Origin of the sequence: Streptomyces sp. VTCC 41912 (genome assembly GCF_045799175.1) — a bacterium.
GTDB classification, from domain to species: Bacteria; Actinomycetota; Actinomycetes; order Streptomycetales; family Streptomycetaceae; genus Streptomyces; species Streptomyces albulus_C.
The window spans coordinates 17,399-32,658 of sequence record NZ_JBJMAB010000062.1 but is presented as its reverse complement, the minus strand read 5'-3'; the positions used below and the strand labels follow the sequence as shown (position 1 = coordinate 32,658).

19 protein-coding genes and 1 pseudogene are annotated in these 15,260 nt (G+C 68.6%); 11 read left to right on the top strand and 9 right to left on the bottom strand.

Annotation, left to right across the window (positions count from 1 at the left end; genetic code table 11):
- Positions 1–144 precede the first annotated feature (144 nt).
- Positions 145–561, bottom strand: coding sequence for a CBS domain-containing protein (locus tag ACJ6WD_RS39635; protein ID WP_331246072.1), 417 nt, complete (start codon positions 559–561; stop codon positions 145–147).
- Between the two features lie 1,979 nt (positions 562–2,540).
- On the opposite strand from ACJ6WD_RS39635, the gene ACJ6WD_RS39630 reads away from it, so the two are divergent.
- The 7 genes from ACJ6WD_RS39630 (at position 2,541) to ACJ6WD_RS39600 (ending at position 6,583) form a co-directional block, all read left to right on the top strand.
- A complete protein-coding gene (locus tag ACJ6WD_RS39630) occupies positions 2,541–3,098 on the top strand; it encodes a hypothetical protein (protein ID WP_233656210.1) in 558 nt (185 codons plus the stop codon).
- Positions 3,099–3,140: 42 nt separating this feature from the next.
- The gene (locus tag ACJ6WD_RS39625) at positions 3,141–3,599 is read left to right on the top strand and encodes a hypothetical protein (protein ID WP_331246074.1); all 459 of its coding nucleotides are present in this window, start codon (positions 3,141–3,143) and stop codon (positions 3,597–3,599) included.
- A gap of 136 nt (positions 3,600–3,735) precedes the next feature.
- A complete protein-coding gene (locus ACJ6WD_RS39620) occupies positions 3,736–4,302 on the top strand; it encodes a hemerythrin domain-containing protein (RefSeq protein WP_331246075.1) in 567 nt (188 codons plus the stop codon).
- Positions 4,299–5,039: a UdgX family uracil-DNA binding protein gene (locus tag ACJ6WD_RS39615; protein ID WP_233656201.1), complete on the top strand. Its 741-nt coding sequence runs from the start codon at positions 4,299–4,301 to the stop codon at positions 5,037–5,039. The genes ACJ6WD_RS39620 and ACJ6WD_RS39615 overlap by 4 nt, the downstream gene beginning before the upstream one ends.
- Before the next feature lie 283 nt (positions 5,040–5,322).
- Positions 5,323–5,589 (top strand): hypothetical protein, encoded by a 267-nt coding sequence (locus ACJ6WD_RS39610; RefSeq protein WP_407617654.1) that lies wholly within the window; start codon positions 5,323–5,325, stop codon positions 5,587–5,589.
- 130 nt (positions 5,590–5,719) lie between these two features.
- Positions 5,720–5,875 carry a DUF6131 family protein gene (locus ACJ6WD_RS39605; RefSeq protein ID WP_233656197.1) on the top strand — a complete coding sequence of 52 codons (156 nt, stop codon included), beginning with the start codon at positions 5,720–5,722 and terminating at the stop codon, positions 5,873–5,875.
- Between the two features lie 39 nt (positions 5,876–5,914).
- Positions 5,915–6,583 (top strand): hemerythrin domain-containing protein, encoded by a 669-nt coding sequence (locus ACJ6WD_RS39600; protein ID WP_233656195.1) that lies wholly within the window; start codon positions 5,915–5,917, stop codon positions 6,581–6,583.
- 434 nt (positions 6,584–7,017) lie between these two features.
- On the opposite strand, the gene ACJ6WD_RS39595 is transcribed toward ACJ6WD_RS39600, so the two are convergent.
- Positions 7,018–7,611 carry a nuclear transport factor 2 family protein gene (locus tag ACJ6WD_RS39595; protein ID WP_407617653.1) on the bottom strand — a complete coding sequence of 198 codons (594 nt, stop codon included), beginning with the start codon at positions 7,609–7,611 and terminating at the stop codon, positions 7,018–7,020.
- Positions 7,612–7,627: 16 nt separating this feature from the next.
- On the bottom strand, positions 7,628–8,002 hold the full coding sequence (locus ACJ6WD_RS39590) for a cupin domain-containing protein (RefSeq protein WP_331246077.1): 375 nt from the start codon (positions 8,000–8,002) through the stop codon (positions 7,628–7,630).
- A gap of 104 nt (positions 8,003–8,106) precedes the next feature.
- Between ACJ6WD_RS39590 and ACJ6WD_RS39585 the strand changes: the two genes are divergently transcribed.
- The gene (locus ACJ6WD_RS39585) at positions 8,107–8,592 is read left to right on the top strand and encodes a MarR family winged helix-turn-helix transcriptional regulator (RefSeq protein WP_233656189.1); all 486 of its coding nucleotides are present in this window, start codon (positions 8,107–8,109) and stop codon (positions 8,590–8,592) included.
- A gap of 115 nt (positions 8,593–8,707) precedes the next feature.
- On the opposite strand, the gene ACJ6WD_RS39580 is transcribed toward ACJ6WD_RS39585, so the two are convergent.
- The 4 genes and pseudogenes from ACJ6WD_RS39580 to ACJ6WD_RS39565 form a co-directional block, all read right to left on the bottom strand.
- Positions 8,708–9,178 (bottom strand): hypothetical protein, encoded by a 471-nt coding sequence (locus tag ACJ6WD_RS39580; RefSeq protein WP_407617652.1) that lies wholly within the window; start codon positions 9,176–9,178, stop codon positions 8,708–8,710.
- Positions 9,179–9,234: 56 nt separating this feature from the next.
- Positions 9,235–9,473, bottom strand: a pseudogene (locus ACJ6WD_RS39575) (hypothetical protein); the annotation flags it as partial.
- Positions 9,474–9,629: 156 nt separating this feature from the next.
- On the bottom strand, positions 9,630–10,166 hold the full coding sequence (locus ACJ6WD_RS39570; RefSeq protein ID WP_233656185.1) for a ferritin-like domain-containing protein: 537 nt from the start codon (positions 10,164–10,166) through the stop codon (positions 9,630–9,632).
- 75 nt (positions 10,167–10,241) lie between these two features.
- Complete coding sequence (locus ACJ6WD_RS39565; RefSeq protein ID WP_407617651.1) at positions 10,242–10,595, bottom strand: hypothetical protein; 354 nt, start codon at positions 10,593–10,595, stop codon at positions 10,242–10,244.
- Positions 10,596–11,220: 625 nt separating this feature from the next.
- Here ACJ6WD_RS39565 and ACJ6WD_RS39560 point away from each other — a divergent pair.
- Entirely contained in the window at positions 11,221–11,580 is a 360-nt protein-coding gene (locus ACJ6WD_RS39560; RefSeq protein WP_374206743.1) for a winged helix-turn-helix domain-containing protein, read from the top strand.
- 223 nt (positions 11,581–11,803) lie between these two features.
- Here the strand turns inward: ACJ6WD_RS39560 and ACJ6WD_RS39555 are convergent, their stop codons facing one another.
- Both ACJ6WD_RS39555 and ACJ6WD_RS39550 read right to left on the bottom strand, forming a co-directional pair.
- Entirely contained in the window at positions 11,804–12,274 is a 471-nt protein-coding gene (locus ACJ6WD_RS39555; RefSeq protein ID WP_233656182.1) for a pyridoxamine 5'-phosphate oxidase family protein, read from the bottom strand.
- A gap of 452 nt (positions 12,275–12,726) precedes the next feature.
- Positions 12,727–13,410 (bottom strand): helix-turn-helix domain-containing protein, encoded by a 684-nt coding sequence (locus tag ACJ6WD_RS39550; RefSeq protein ID WP_407617650.1) that lies wholly within the window; start codon positions 13,408–13,410, stop codon positions 12,727–12,729.
- An 84-nt stretch (positions 13,411–13,494) separates the two neighbouring features.
- Here ACJ6WD_RS39550 and ACJ6WD_RS39545 point away from each other — a divergent pair, with 84 nt between their 5' ends.
- Together ACJ6WD_RS39545 and ACJ6WD_RS39540 are read left to right on the top strand one after the other, a co-directional pair.
- Positions 13,495–13,866 (top strand): hypothetical protein, encoded by a 372-nt coding sequence (locus ACJ6WD_RS39545; RefSeq protein WP_407617649.1) that lies wholly within the window; start codon positions 13,495–13,497, stop codon positions 13,864–13,866.
- Between the two features lie 68 nt (positions 13,867–13,934).
- Positions 13,935–15,065, top strand: coding sequence for an NAD(P)/FAD-dependent oxidoreductase (locus ACJ6WD_RS39540; protein ID WP_407617648.1), 1,131 nt, complete (start codon positions 13,935–13,937; stop codon positions 15,063–15,065).
- Positions 15,066–15,260 lie beyond the last annotated feature (195 nt).

Sequence of the window (15,260 nt, the reverse complement as noted above, 5' to 3'; positions counted from 1 at the left end):
TCCGCCTCCACGGCCCGCTGCCCGCCTACAGCTTCGTCTGAGGAGGCCGGACATGGGACTGCTGACGCAGATCGCGATGCCTGGGTACGAAGCCGGCGCATCTGTCTGCACTCTCGCATGAGTGCACAGAAGGCACAGCGCGGATCAGGGTGTCGAGAGTGCTGCGAGCAGGTCGCCGACCTGAGGGCCGGGCAGCGCGCGGGCGACGTCCGCCAACGTCACCATGCCGACGAGGCGGTTGCCGTCGATGACCGGGAGGCGCCGCACCTTGTGCTCCGCCATGGTCGTGAGGATCTCGTGTGCGTGGTCGTCGGCGCCGATCGTGACCACCTCGCCCTGGGCGAGTTCGCCCACGGTGGTCTGCTGGGCGTCCCGTCCCTCGCCCAGGACCTTGACGACGATGTCCCGATCGGTCAGCACCCCTGTGAGCTGGTCGTCGGTGCCGCATATCGGCAGTGCCCCGACATCCAGGTCGGTGAGCTTGCGCACGGCGTCCAGGAGACTGTCCTCGGCCCCGACGCACTCCGCGCCGGGGGTCATGATGTCGCGTGCCACAGGCATGGTCGTCCCTTTCGTCGCGTGAGCGGGCCTGCCTCGGGCCGCTGTTTTGGCCCTCACCCCACGCGTTCCCGAATACCGCCCCCGGCACACTGGCACGCAACGCGTTGTCCGTCCCGATCCCGACCGACCAGAACGCCAGCAGGCAGGACGGCGTTGAGCCTGCCCGCCCGGCCGTCTCGTGCGGCGCGGACCCGCAGCGGTTTCGTCACCGCGGGGTGCCGCGCTGCTCGAACGGGCTGCGCACGGTCTCCTCGATCTCGTGTCGTTCCGTGAGGGTGAACTGACAGAGGATCACCGGGAGGTCGACGAGCTCTTCGCGGAGATCGTGCTGCAGCCCACCGGTGCGCCCTGGCGACGGGAGTTGACTGATCTACTCGCCGTGGACCTCATGTGTTTCCCCGGCTGGCCGCGGTCTGTTCCGCGCAGGCACTCGACGATCTGGGCGACAAGATCCGCAAGGCCAAGCGGACCGTGCCGACGCGTCCGTACCTCGCCGGCGAACCAGCTCCTGGCCCCGGGTTCGGGCCTCCGTCCCCCGAGGCACATCGCCCCGACCCCACCCGTGTGCGCCGCCCGCCGCGGCACGGTCCACGGAGGGAGATGCCCGTATGACCGCACCCAGCCCGGTCCGGACCTTCGAAGGGCGACGGGCTTACCGCCCGGGGAGACGCCGCCGGGGGAGTCCAGCACCGGAACCGAGACCGGCCCAGGGGACAAGCGGGAGCGAGGATGGCTCAAAGACCGGCTGTCGTCGTCGGTGCCGTCGTCTTCCTCTGTGCGGCCTTCTTCCTGGCCCACACCGTGGTCGTGGCCCTGTGGTGTCACGCGACGCGCGCGGCGGGGTTGCACACGACGACCTGCGGTGACGCCCGGGTGAGCAAGTCGAGGGTGACTGACCGCGACGCTCCGGCCTCGGTTGGTTGTCCGGTCCAGTCACCCGGCGGTGTTGGCGTGACATACCGGGCGCCGATGCTCGTGGCAGAGACAACGAACTCAGTGCGAACTCCACGACGCCGAGACAAGCACCTTCTGCAACTACGTCGAGTGAAGGCCAGCAACGCCGTGTGCGATGTTCCGAACCGCAAGAGAGGTCCTGGTGAGATGAGGGGCGGTAAGGAATACTGGAAAGCACCCTGGAGGGTACAGGAAGGTGCTGGCAGGAGTCGGCGGCAATCGGGACAGCAGCCGCCGCCGGCAGCGCCACACCGGATCCGGCCCGTCGCCCGAATCAGAAATCGTCCACGGTACATCCGGGCGACGGGACCGGCCCAGAGTCAGCAGATTCCATCGGCCGGACAAGACCATCGCTTTCAGTGGCAACCGCCGGAGTGTTCTCCTGGCGTGCCGTCATCGCGCTATGTGACGAGCGATACGCGAACGCGAACGGGCATGTTTCCAGTCGTCTGAAAATTCACAAGTTTCCTTGTCGTGGTTGTCTCTTCGTCGTAGCGTCGAAAGCGTTGAGGCAAAGCGCTCGCCGGCTCGAAACCTAGGAGGCGAAGATGGCTTTCAAAGTGTTCTTCCCCTGTCACCGCAAGAGCGATGGCGACCGCTAGGGATGGGGCTGCGGAGACTGGAACGGCTACGGCCGTAGTTGTGGCGACGATGGCTACCGTCACCGCGACCGAGGCCGCGATGGTCGTGTCATCATCATCGCGTAGTTGGCCGGCCCCAGACCTTCGTTAATTGGCCTGCTCGCTCACTGAATCGGTGATGGCCAGGCGGCACTTCCATAGCGGCTCTGGTCGTGGAGCACCGCAGGCAGCCTACGGCCGGTCGATCCGGAGAAACCTCGACCGGCCGAGAGCTGCTAGCACCATGTTAGGCGTACCTGCTGTGTATTCCTCGCACGGCCATCGGCATGCTTCCATCATTCTCTCGCACGGAATCGCCGCCGCCCATGGGCTGGGATGCACTCGAAGCGCCCGATGAAAGCTTGGTCTTATGCTTGACGAGGGGCCTTCAATGAGGAGGTTGCCTTGTCAACAGGAACCCTTCTGGCGATCGTCATCCCCATCGCAGTCATCATCGCGCTGCTCGTCGTGGGGATAGCACTTTCCCTACGTCGCCGGCGTCTTCAGAACCGCTTCGGCCCGGAATATGAGCGGACGGTCGAAAACGCCGATGGGCGCATGGCCGGGGAGCGTGAGCTGCGGGCTCGCGAGAAGCGGCACGATGCGTTGGACATCAAGCCACTGGCGCCGACTGCGCGGGAACGCTACAGCCGTGAGTGGACGGGCGTGCAGGACGATTTCGTCGACCACCCCGAGCACGCCGTCCACGAGGCGGACGTCCTGGTCACTTCGCTGATGCATGACCGGGGCTACCCGACCGAAGGCTTCGAGCAGCAGATGCGGGACCTCTCGGTAGAGCACGGCCGCACGCTGGAGCACTACCGCGAGGCCCACAAGATCGATGCCCTGCGCAGCGAACACAGAGCCACCACTGAACAGCTGCGCGGCGCGATGATCCACTACCGGAGCCTGTTCGATGAACTGCTCTCCGATGGTGGCTCGACACGACACGCGCACGCCTGAGTGCACCTCCGACTGCGTCTACCTGAGCGAACAGGAGGAGTTATGCAGCACGACCGCATACCCGACATCGGACAGAGCGGCCTGTCCACGGAAGACCTCGCCGCACCGCAGCGCCCTCCGGCAGACGACACGCAACAACGACCCCCGGAATCAACGGTTTTGGGCGACAGTGCCCCCGAGGCGGTGGCGCAGACGCCCGCTCGCGGAGATGGGGCGGAAGGGGAGGAGCAGGCCCCGCAGCTGCTTTCAGCGGACCAGGCCCAAGATTTCCAGGCGCGCTGGCAGGACATCCAAAACGGCTTCGTGGACAGCCCCCGGGACGCCGTACACGCTGCCGATGCCCTCGTCGCCAAGGTGATGCAAACGCTGGCCCAGACCTTCACCGAGCACAAGCACAGCCTCGAAGAACAATGGAACCGCGGCGAAGAAGTGGACACCGAGGGCCTACGAATGGCCCTTCGCCGATACCGCTCCTTCTTCAACCGTCTGCTCGTCGAATAGCGCGGCACGTTCGGATCAGACACCCAACTCGCCGCCTGATGTCTCGGCGGGCCCCGGCGTCGACACCCCGTGCGTTTGGCCACCCGTGTGCGGGCGCACGGTCGCTGCTCACCACCTCACACGGAGGCTCACACACATGGAACACGGTGAGGACGTCATCGCCGAGTTGATGTCCGACCACAGGACAATCGAAGCGCTCTTCTCGCAATTCGAGGGCACGCCCCCCGGGTCCGACGCCCGCAAACGGCTCGCGGACGAGATCACGATTGAGTGGGTGCGGCACGCGGTGGCGGAGGAGGAACACCTCTACCCGGCGGTCCGGGACCACCTGGACGGTGGCGAGGCCCTGGCTGACCGGGAGGTCGCCGTCCACGAGCGCGTCGAACAGCTCCTGAAGGAACTGGAAGGCTGCGAACCCCAAGACCTGGACTTCAACCGGCTCATGGTGAAGGTGCGGACCGAAGTCACCGCACATGTTCGTGAAGAGGAAAGGACGCTGTTCCCGCGGCTCCGTGAGGGCGTGCACCCCTTCATCCTGGAGAGTCTGGGGAGGAAGGTTCGTGAGTCCAAGAAGACGGCCCCCACCCGACCCCACCCCTCGGCGCCAAGCACTCCGCCCGCCAACAGGCTGCTTGCCCCTGGGCTGGGCCTGGTGGACCGGACGCGGGACTTCCTCTCGGGACGCGGTCAGGGGCTCCCGTGACCGGTGCGAGAACAGCTGCGGATGGATCGGAGTACGACGCCGGACCGTACCTGCCTCGACGCGGAGGGCTGCCGGCCCATCGGCGCGCGGCAGCAGACTGCCATGGCTGCCCGCTCTTCCGAAACGCCTCACAAACGGTGTTCGGCGTGGGGACGGCTCGTGCCCGCCTCATGCTCGTCGGCGAACAGCCGGGTGACCAGGAAGACCGCCAAGGGAAGCCGTTCGTCGGGCCAGCCGGGGGATTGCTGGACAGGGCTCTGCGGGAGGCTGGGATCGACGCGGACCAGGCGTACTTCACCAATGCCGTGAAGCATTTCAAGTTCACCGCGGCGACGCGGGGCAAGCGTCGCATCCACAAGCCGCCCAGTCTGCGGGAGACGACTGCTTGCCGTCCCTGGTTGGTCGCCGAACTGCGCTTGGTGGCCCCTGAGGTGGTCGTGGCCCTCGGGGCCACAGCCGGCAAGGCACTGCTGGGCACCTCGTTCCGCGTGTCGAAGGACCGCGGCATGCCCATACCGTTGGTGTTGGAGAACGCGGCCCGTGAGGGAGCCGGTTCGGAAACGAGCTTGGGCGAGCGGGCCTTGGTCGTCGCCACACTCCACCCCGCAGCCGTTCTGCGTGCCGAGGACCGCGAAGCGCCCTACGCGGGGCTCGTTTCGGATCTGCGGGTGGCCGCTGAGGCCCTGGATCGGCGCTCCCGACCAGGCACATGGTCCGGTACCGCCAGGGGCGGGTGAGGCTCAGGATCGGCAGTACCACATGGACGACGCCTGCCCTGGTCCAGAGAGGATGTGGCATTCATCGGTGGCCGGGCGCCGATACTCCCGCCACGCAGAAGCCTGCACGGTTGTTCGCACAACGCCCCATCGCCCCGTGACACCAACGTGCCGCCAACGTGCCGCGGGGCGCGACCGAGGGCGCGCTCGCCTCAGTACCGGCCCCGGTCGGCACCGGCCACGCAGGGGCACAACGGGCGGGCAGGGCACGTCGCGGGCGTACGAGCACCACGACTTCGGCTACATGGTCGACCTGGGCGGCGGCCAGGCCGCGGCGAACCCCCGCCACATCCCCCTGGCCGGCCCGCTCGCCGCGGCGCTCACTCGCGGGTACCACCTGCTGGCGATGCCCGGGAACCGCACCCGGGTCGCGGCCGACTGGATGCTCGACGCCCTGCTGCCCCGTCAGGGCGTGCAGTTGGGACTGGTGCGCTCCTGGGCGGTGCCGCTGGCCACCGACTCGCCCGAGCTGCCCCACAAACCGCGCGGCCCAGAGGGCAACCCGCAGTGACCCTCGGTCTTCCCGATGCCTCTGACCAGGGCTTTTCCCCTGGCCTGAGTCTGCTGGGCAGCGGTTGCCGCAGCTGTCGTAGCGGGACACAGTGGAAAGTAAGCATGTCAACCTCGGTGCGGAGGAAATCATGGTCATTCTCGGCGTTGTCCTGCTCATCGTCGGTTTTCTCACCGGCATTTCCGTGCTGTGGACGATCGGCATCATCCTTCTCGTCATCGGAGCGGTCCTTTGGCTGCTCGGTGCGGTGGGACACGCGGTCGGCGGACGACGGCACTACTGGTGAGGGCGGCCTGTCGGCAGGCAGGATCGCCAACTCAGTCGGGTGCAGTTCCTCTGGAATGAAGGGTTGAGCTGGCAGAACGCCGGGGCATGGCGCTGGCTTTGGGCACGGGCGGGCACCGTGCTTGCCGCGCTGCCGCGTTGCGTGATCAGATTGCGGCAGCATCGCGTGCCGGTGACGGACTGCGTCAGGCATGGAGGTGCGGAACCGAAGGGACCGCCATCCGTGGCTTCCCGCGACGGCGACCGTGCAGCCGCCTTGAGCCTGCAACTCTCACAAGCACATCAGGAACTACGCCGCCAGATCAACGAGATCAGGACGGCTCTCGGACACCGCCGGTTGGGCGACGACGCACTTGTCGCCCATTGCCTGGCCTTTTGTGCCGCATTGACGTCGCACCATCAGGGCGAGGATGACGGGATGTTCTCCCAGTTGCTGCGCGAACGCCCGGATCTCACAAGGACGGTCGCGAATCTTGTTGAAGATCATGGAATGATCGCCTCGATCCTGTCCCAGGTGCGTGAACTCGCCGACAGGGCTACCGAATCGCGTGGCCCGGCCCTGGAGGCGATCGGGCGGGAGCTTGACGGCTTGGCGGCGATCATGGAATCCCACTTCAGCTATGAAGAGCGGACGATCAGCGAGGCGCTCGACGACGGAACACCTGACACCGACTGGCCCGACATGGTCTTCCGGTTCGGTATGGCATGAGTCGACATGGTTGTGGCTCTTAAAGGGCTGGTTCGTCAGTACTTGAATGGCTCTGTCGCCACCTGGTGGTGTGGGCTGGCAGGAGCGTTGGTGAGGGCAATGTCGACGGCGGCAAGACCGGATCGGGATCTGGCCGGTCAGGACAGCCGCCTCATCCGCTGCGCCTTCCCCCGGCAATCCGCCAGGGACATGTGTGCGGCACGGTCCGGACGGGTCGGCGCGGCGCACGGCCCCCGTACCACCGGTCCCCCCACACGAACGGCCTGCCTGTGCGGGCGTCGCCTACCAGACTGCTGCGGGCGCCCTACCAGGACCTGGCCTGGGCCGGCAGCACAGAGCAGTTGATGTGCTCGCGGCTCAGAAGGTAGACGCGGTGGCATTGACTGCGAAGGCGGCAGGGGCTTTGCCGTGTGCCAAGGCTTCCGGGAACTTGTTCATTTCTTGGCGTCGGCGCGAAGCCAGTCGAACAGCCTCCGGTACAGCTGCCGGACCGGTTCGGGCCGGTCGTCGCCGTAGAGGTCGTCGGCAATGGTGTAGTCCTTGGCGCCGAGCAGGCATGTCAGCATGCGGTACGAGGGTCGGGCCCGTGCCAGAACGTCAGCTTCGAGCCGCACGGGCGTGCCGGGGATGCTGGGGGCCAGACTGTCGTACTCGTACACGGGGTCGAGCGAGGTGGTCAGCCAGCGCCCGGCGCGGCGTTCGGCGCGGTACAGCAGGCGTGCATGGGAGGTGAGGTCCACTTCGACGCCGTGGAGTTCGCTGCGCAGATGGATGGCCGCGCCGATCTCGACGGCCGCGCGGTCGCCGGCGACGTCGACGATCGGCGGGGAGAGGACGTGGGTGGCGGCGTCACCGCGCGCGGCCATCTCCTGGGACGCGGCGATGAACGCCGCTCCTCGCCCGCGGAACCAGCTGAGGCGTATCGCGGCGTCCGGGGCCAGGCACTCACGCATGAGGTCCCACCAGCCGCGGTCGCGGGCCCGGCGTTCGTGGAGGATGAGCTGGGCCACGGCGGTGACGTCGTTCATGGTCGCTCCTGCCGGTTCACTGAGCCCACGGCGGCGCGAAGGTGACCCCGCCGGCTGTTGCCTTCATGCCGGCGCTGGTCACGGCCGCGAGCTGGGCGGGATTGTGCGGGCAGCCGTTGCGCAGTTGCAGGGTCGCGTGGGCGGGCACGATGATCGCGTCGCCCGCCTCGGCGTGTACGTCCTCGCCCGCGACGGTCGCCGAGACCTTGCCTTCGATGACCACGAAGACTTCTTCGCGGTCCATGCTGTGCGTCTCGCTGTGGACGCCGGGGGCCAGTTCCAGCGCCCAGACGGCCAGCTCGGCGCTGCCGCGGGAGGGGACGGCGAGCGGGCGGAAGGTGAAGCCGTCGCGCCCGAATGTGGGCGCGTCGGCGAGGGGGGCTAGGGGCATGGTCACTCTCCCAGAGAGGTATAGTCAACCAGCTTGACCATGTAAGGGTACGGCCGGTTCCTGGAATCGGTCAACTGCATTGACTACTTTGTTCGGGAGTCGCCATGCCGCCCAGTCCTGACTTCGCCGAAGCGCGCCCAGGCCAGGTACCGCTGCTGCTGGCCGTGGCCTACCGCGCGATGACCGACCGGTTCCACGCCCTGCTGGCCGAGCTGGGCCGGGAGCCGCTGCGTCCGGCGCACGGGTACACCTTCCGATATCTGGCATCACATCCGGGGGCGACGACCGTCGACCTCGCGGCCCATCTCGGGGTGACGAAGCAGGCGACTTCGAAGGCGGTCGCGGAGCTGGCGGACTGGGGCTATGTCGAACGGCGCCCGCATAGCACCGACAAGCGGGCCCAGGTACTCGCTTTGACCACCCGCGGACGCGAGTACCTGGAACTGGCCGACGAGCTGTGGGCGACGGTCGAGGGGCAGCTGGCCGACGTCATCGGCGCCGAACGTCTGGCCGCCCTTGACCAGGACCTGCGGACTTACATCGCGGCGGTTCACGCGGATCAGGAAGTTTCGTTCAGGCCCGTGTGGTGAGCGGACTGCGCGCGGCGGCCCCGCGCAGGCGATGCCCCAGATCCGATTGTGCTGGAGGACCCGGGCGCGTGCGCAGTGGTGATGGACCGCAGGTCGCGGGGCGCCCGTTGACTTCTTAGTGGACGGTTCGCGAGCCGATGCCCGTTTCGAAGTGAGGCTTGGGACAGGTGCGCTGGCCGCGGTGCCGGCTATGTCGCCGGGTAAAGCAGCCGGTGTCGGCTGCGGTGAGGATGCCGAGTTCGACCAGGCGCTTCAGCTTGGCCCGGGTGCCTTCGACGTTCTTCGGCAGCAGTTCATGGCCAAGGGCCGGGCAGGCGTCCTTGGCCCGCCGGGGGCCGGTCGACTCGTTGAAGGCGGCGAGGACGCGCGGGTAGTCCGGGTGCTCGGGAAGTTCGGGTGGGGATGCGGGGAGCCGGTCGGCGAGGCTGGTGACGGTCTTGCGGGTGATCGCGAGGTGCTCGAGGTGTGTCTCGGCCTCCTGCAGCCGGGTCTGCAGGTCGTCGATCTGCGCGCGAAGGTCGTCAGCCAGGGCCCGGGCGGCTTCCTCTTGCAGGTCCAGTGCCTCAAGGAGGGGGCGAACGTCCACGTGCTCACCGCCTCCTCGCGCCAGGCGGAGGTGTTCGTGCCGGTGAGACGGCGGATCCCCTCGATGACGATGCAGTCCGCGCGCTGGAGGTCCCGCATGAAGGTGGTCGCCCCGCCGCGCCCGAAGGACGTCCCGAGACCGGTGACCGTGGAGCTGTGACAGACCCGTGCCTGTTCTCCACCTGCACCACGCCCAGCCCGGTCAGCAGCTTCTTGATCAGGTAGTTCTCCTCGTTGTCGAGGGTCGCCCCGGCCAGGCTGGCGATGCCGAGCGTGCGGCGGACCCGCCGGCCGTCTGTATCAGGAGGCCAAGAAGGAGAACCTCGAAGGTCGTTCCCACATGAACATGGAAGAACTCCGCCGGGCGGTCGGCCGCTGAACCGACGGCAGTCCCTCGGCCGTCGCCCGGGGGACCTCGCGGGCGGGCGACGCCCTGGGCACGGCGGTCCGGCTCACCGGGACAACAGGTCGAGGAGATCGTCGGCATGCTCCTCTTCCTGTTCCAGGATCGACTCGATCAACCGGCGTGTGGTGGGGTCGTGGTCGCCGAGCCAGCGCGCGATCTCCTGGTACGTCGAGATCACGATGCGTTCGGCGACGAGGTTGTCCTCCAGCATGCTCTTGAGGTCGTCGTCGGCCGGCGCCGTGTAATCCGTGTGCGCACGCCGGGCCAGACTCGCGGGATCGAAGTCGGGCTGACCGCCCAACTGGGAAATACGCTCGGCGGCCCGTTGACCGTGCTGCATCTCCTCGGCGGCGTGCTCGGTGAATTCGGCGGCCACCTGCGCCCGATCGATGCCGGTGGCGGAAATCGCGTGCCGCGTGTAACGCAACCAGCAGACCACCTCCGTCGCGACCACGTCGTTGAGGACGGAGATGACTTTCTCCCGGTCCAGACCGTACGTGCTGGTCACCGGTCCGGCCCCCATCTTCTGACGGGCCTCGTCACGAATCCTGCTCACGTCGAGGATGAAGTCGTCGCTTGCCATGTCACTCCCACCTGCTCGCTGAACCGTTGTCCGGGCAGAGCTTCCACTCCCGGGTGGCGCTCACACAGCGACTGGTCAGGGGCACCGGTTCGCCGCAAGGAAATCCCGGGTCGGCGGAACCGGCCGCATCTCGCGACGCGGCGGCATGGTGAAGCCCGGACCGATCTCAGCGGCCTTCGTGATCGGGCTGGCCGTGAGCCTCCGCTGAAAGGTCCTGCCCTTCGCACCCGGTCTTGAGCCGATCGGCGTGAACCTGTTGGAGTCCGGCTCGATGGGGAGCACGGCGCCGCCGCAGGCAGCGACCAGCTCAGCGAGGTCTGCGGCCTTCTGAGCGGTCGCGGCCACCTTGCCGCCGCGAGACAGCGCGGCCTCGACGAAGTTGCGGCCCAAACCGCGCGACGAACCGGTGACAAACCAGACCTTGCTCATGATGTCTCCTTGCTCTTCCTCCCATCGGATCTCGACGAGCGCAAGGCACCGACACGCCGACGCCCCCGGGCGCTCATCCTCGCGCGCGGCGGGCCGGTCCAGAGGCCGCTCTTATCGCTGGCGAGCCCGCCCTTGTGGCGCAGCGGCGGGGTGCGGCGGGTGCGCCCCGGGGCTCGGCGAGCCCGCCCGGAGGGCGCTGAGGTCGCGGTGGCAGTCACCAAGGAGGTCGCGGGAGACCTCGACGGGCCAAGCGGCCAGACCAACCCCCGTCTCTGCATGGCCTCCACGGCCTCGACCACGCTCGCGCCGTGCGCCAGTACGCCCAGTCCGAGCCCGTCCCCGGCGGCAGGCCCGCGAACAGATCCGGCTGGAGACTGCGGGCCGCTTCGCCCGCGGTGAGAAGAACGCGCGCATCGCGCAAGAACTGCGGGTCACCGAGCGGTCCGTGGAACGCTGACGACGCAGATGGCACGAAGCGGGCGAGCAAGGACCGGCTTCACGAGGATCACCAGGACGCCCCAGACTGACGGACACCCAGTTCGCACTCCTGGAACTACAACTGACCAAGGGGCCCGCGGCCCACGGCTGGGCCGACCAGCGGTGGACCCTGTCCAGAGCCCGGACCGTGATCGGCCGGCGCTTCCACCTCACCTGCTCGGTGGCCGCCGCGTGGCGGCTTCTGCACCGCCACGGTTGGTCCTGGCAGGCCCCTCCCGACGCGCCCGGGAACGCAACGAGGAGGCAGTCCGACTGTGGAAGAAGGTGGAGGTGCCCCCGCTCGCGGGGGAGTGCGGCCACTGGTGGAAACCTCGCGGCGGCGCTCGACGCCTGGATCGTCTTCGAGGACGAAGCGGGATTCTCGATGACGCCGCCACGCGCCAACACCTGGGGCCCACGCGGCCAGACACCCGTCATGCGGGTCCGCGGCCGATCCTGGCGACGCTGGTCCATCGCCGCCCTGTGCTGCCATACGCACCCGACTTGAACCCCATGGAAGGGATCTGGCCACTCCTGCGACGCGGTCCACTGGCCAACGTCGCTGGCACCCTGGGGGGATCCGCACGGTACGGGATCGGGCCCCTCGCCCCCCAGGGCCTCACGCATCGGGGCTGAATGCGTGACCTCACCCTGCCTGCATCAGCTCTCCATGCTCAGGCCGATGGCTGGGCAGCACCCGTCGCCGCGTACGGCGCGGCGGGTGAGGTCCGTCAGACCAGCCACTTCCCCTCGCGCATCAGGGTCCGTTCGGGCATCTCGGGGACCGTTCCCCATGCCTGGAGCACCTGTGGGGTGACCTGGAAGAAGACGTACGAGGGGTGGTCCTTGCGAGGGTCCCAACCGTCCTTCGCGGCGAAGGCGTCGCCCACCTCGACCGGCAGCTCCTCGCGGGTCAGCATGCGCGCGGTGCCGTGGACCAGGACCACGTCGCGGGGGTGGCCGAAGCTGAGTCGGACCCGGCCCGAGGCACAGAGGTTGCGCCCGGTCGGGTTGGTGTCGCGGGTGGACAGCCACACCGCCTCGCCATCCCACCAGAAGGCCAGCGGAACGAGGCACGGTTCGCCGGTGGCGTCGGCCGTGGCGACCCATACGTCGTTGTCCCGCGCGAGCCGTTCGAGCGCCTCGCGCTTACGCTGCTCAGGGCTACGGGGTCCGCTTCGGTGAAGGTCAGCTGTTGTCATGGGGAAGGAGGCTATGGCGTGTGCCGCTCAGTCACATCCGGCGGCGGACCTAGGTCGCAAGGTGGAGGGTCGTCCTCCCATCCGGCGTACTCAAGAAGCCCGACGTCACGCGGCTGGGGCGTGCGTGCCCTGCCGCACGGAGCGCGCTGCCTGGCAACGACAATCACACCAGCACCGGAGCAGGTTCCTCGACTACGCACAGGGCTCGCTGGGCAACGGGCGCGTGGAGCTTGCCCGGCCTCCTCCCGGCTTGCCGCCCCGCTGATGTGTCACTGCCCGGGCAGCCCGTGTTGGACGCGGCGGTGGCCGCCTTCGGCGCGGCCTGGCGTGGCGGCGGGGGCGCCGAAGTCCAGGGCGTTCGCACCGACTCAGGCGGGCTGGTTGCTTCGAGGCCATGCGTTGTCTTGGCCGTGTCCGGCTCCGGTGTCCCGTCGGGGGTGTGGTTCGGCGATTCAGCGACCGGTCTCTGCCTTGGCGGGGCGTAGCGAGGCCGGTGTACGCCCGATGAAGTCCCGCGCCGTACGGGTGAGGTGGGCCTGGTCGGCGAAGCCTGCCATGGCCGCGGCCAGGCTGGCAGGGCCGGTGGGAAGGTCGGCGATCGCGGCACGCAGTCGGCCCCATCGCCGCAAGCGGGCGAGTGCGATTCCCACGTCCTGCTGGACCAACGCGCGCAGCCGCGGTGCCGACAGGCCGACCTCACCGGCGACGGCGGCCAGGGGCGTGTTCGGATCGCGCAGCGTACACACGTCGACGGCGTGGGCGACTCTCGGATCGAGCGGGGTCGGGCTGCCGGTGACGGCACGCAACTCGGCGTACCCGGCGGCCAGATCCACGTCGGTGCCGGGGCTGTCGGCACCCGCGGTGCCGAGTGCGGCGAGCAGCCGGCGGACCTTGCTCGTACTCAGCGGTATCGGTCCGGTGCCGGAAGGCAACAGCCAGGAGTCGACGAACAAGGCGATGTAGGGCGAGGTGGCCGCGCAGACGTGGGCCAGCTGAGGCGGAACGATCAGCCCGGGCGCAGTCGTCATGTGCTGCCCGGGCTGGGCGAGTTCGACGTGGCCGCCGACCGGCAGCACGGCCTTCCACGCGGGCAGCAGGTGCTGGGAGACACGGAACGGGCGGGACTCGGCAAACATGGTCGCCTTGGTATCGGAGGCGAAGACGATGCGGCGATCGTTTTGTTCAAGCTCCCAGGCACGGGGCGACCGGATCATCATGCCGTGCAGGCTATCGCTGCCGTCGCCTTGGCGGTCTTCCTTGCTGTCACGGGGGTCATGCACTTCGTGACCCCCGGCTACTTCCGCACGCTGGTTCCCCCATGGGTCCACCGCGGGCGGCTCCTCGTGGCCTTCACCGGAGCGGTGGAGGTTGTCGTGGGAGGGCTGGTGCTTCTCCCGCCCAGCCGGCCGGTCGGGGGCTGGACCGCCGCCGTCCTGATCACCACCTACCAGATGTCCCACGTGGACGCGGTGCGAGGTGCGCGGTCGGACCGGCCCCGGCTGCTCGAACGACCGGCCGGCGCGCTTGCTCGGCTGGTCGTGAACGTCCTGTACATCGCCTGGGCAGTCGCCGTGGCCAGAACCGCGGCCTGACTTCGCTGCTCGGCACCGGATGCTGAGAAGGCGCCGCAACCACCCGTAGCACCGAAGGAGTCCCCCTCATGAGTCACCGCATCGTCGTCCTGGGCGCCGGTTACGCCGGTCTGCTGGCCGCAAAGCGCCTCGCCCGCAGGCTGCACCGTGACGACGCCACCGTCACGCTGGTCAACGCCTCGGACCGCTTCGTCGAACGCGTCCGGCTCCATCAACTCGCCGCCGGACAGCGGTTGACGCCGCGGCCGTTGCGCCAGCAACTCGGCCGCGCGGCAGTCCAGTTGGCCATTGGTCGTGTGACCGCCATCGACCCTGCCGCCCGGACCGTGTGGATGGGCGACGAGCCCCGAGCGCTTGTTTACGACACCCTGGTGTACGCCGTGGGCAGCCAGGCACGGCTCGACGATGTTCCGGGAGCGGCCGAGCACGCCCACACCGTCGCCGCCCCTGAGCAGGCAACACGGTTGCGGCACAGAGTCTCCGAGATCGCGTCCGGCGGCACGGTCGCGGTCGTCGGCGCAGGACTGACCGGACTGGAGACCGCCGCGGAACTGGCCGAGAGTCATCCCGGACTGCGGGTCGGGCTGTTCACCGGTGCCGATGACATCGGTTCCGGGCTGGCCCCGCGAGGCCGCGCCCATCTGCGGCGCACTCTCGACCGACTGGGCGTCTCGATCCACCCCAAGACCGTCGTCACGGCGGTGCGGGAGGGCGGCCTGGACACCGACGCCGGCGGGCCGCTCGCCGCTGACGCTGTCGTGTGGGCCACCGGGTTCCGTGCGCCGGACCTGGCCCGCGCGGCAGGGATTGCCACGGATGACCGTGGCCGGATGCTCGTCGACGCCACCCTGCGCTCGATCTCGCATCCTGAGGTGTACGCCATCGGTGACGCCGCCGCCGGGATGTCGGTGAACGGGACAACGAGCCGCATGTCCTGCCAGTCAGCGCTGCCCATGGGCCGGGGCGTTGCCGATGTCGTCGCGGCCCGCTTGACGGGCCGGGAGCCCGGGCCAGTTCGGATCGGCTACGTCTTCACCAACATCAGCCTCGGCCGGCACGACGGCGTCGTCCAGTTCACCCACGCCGACGACCGTCCGCGCAGGCTCGTCCTGACCGGCCGCCCTGCGGCGGCGTTCAAGGAGACGGTCGTGCGCAGCACAGTGCATTCCGGACCGCGTAGCGCCTCGCGCGGCAACTGAGAGGAGACGACCGGACCGCGGCCGACCGGCCCGGCCCCTTCGACTACGCCGGCTACAACCTTCTACCTGACCGAACCACACCTCGCCGGCGCCTTCCTCTGGTCCGCACGATGAACCGAACGAAACAGCGTAGGCGTCGACCGTCTCGACGCCTTCATGACCGTGATTACCTCAGAGGTAATCGCCGTGCGCTGA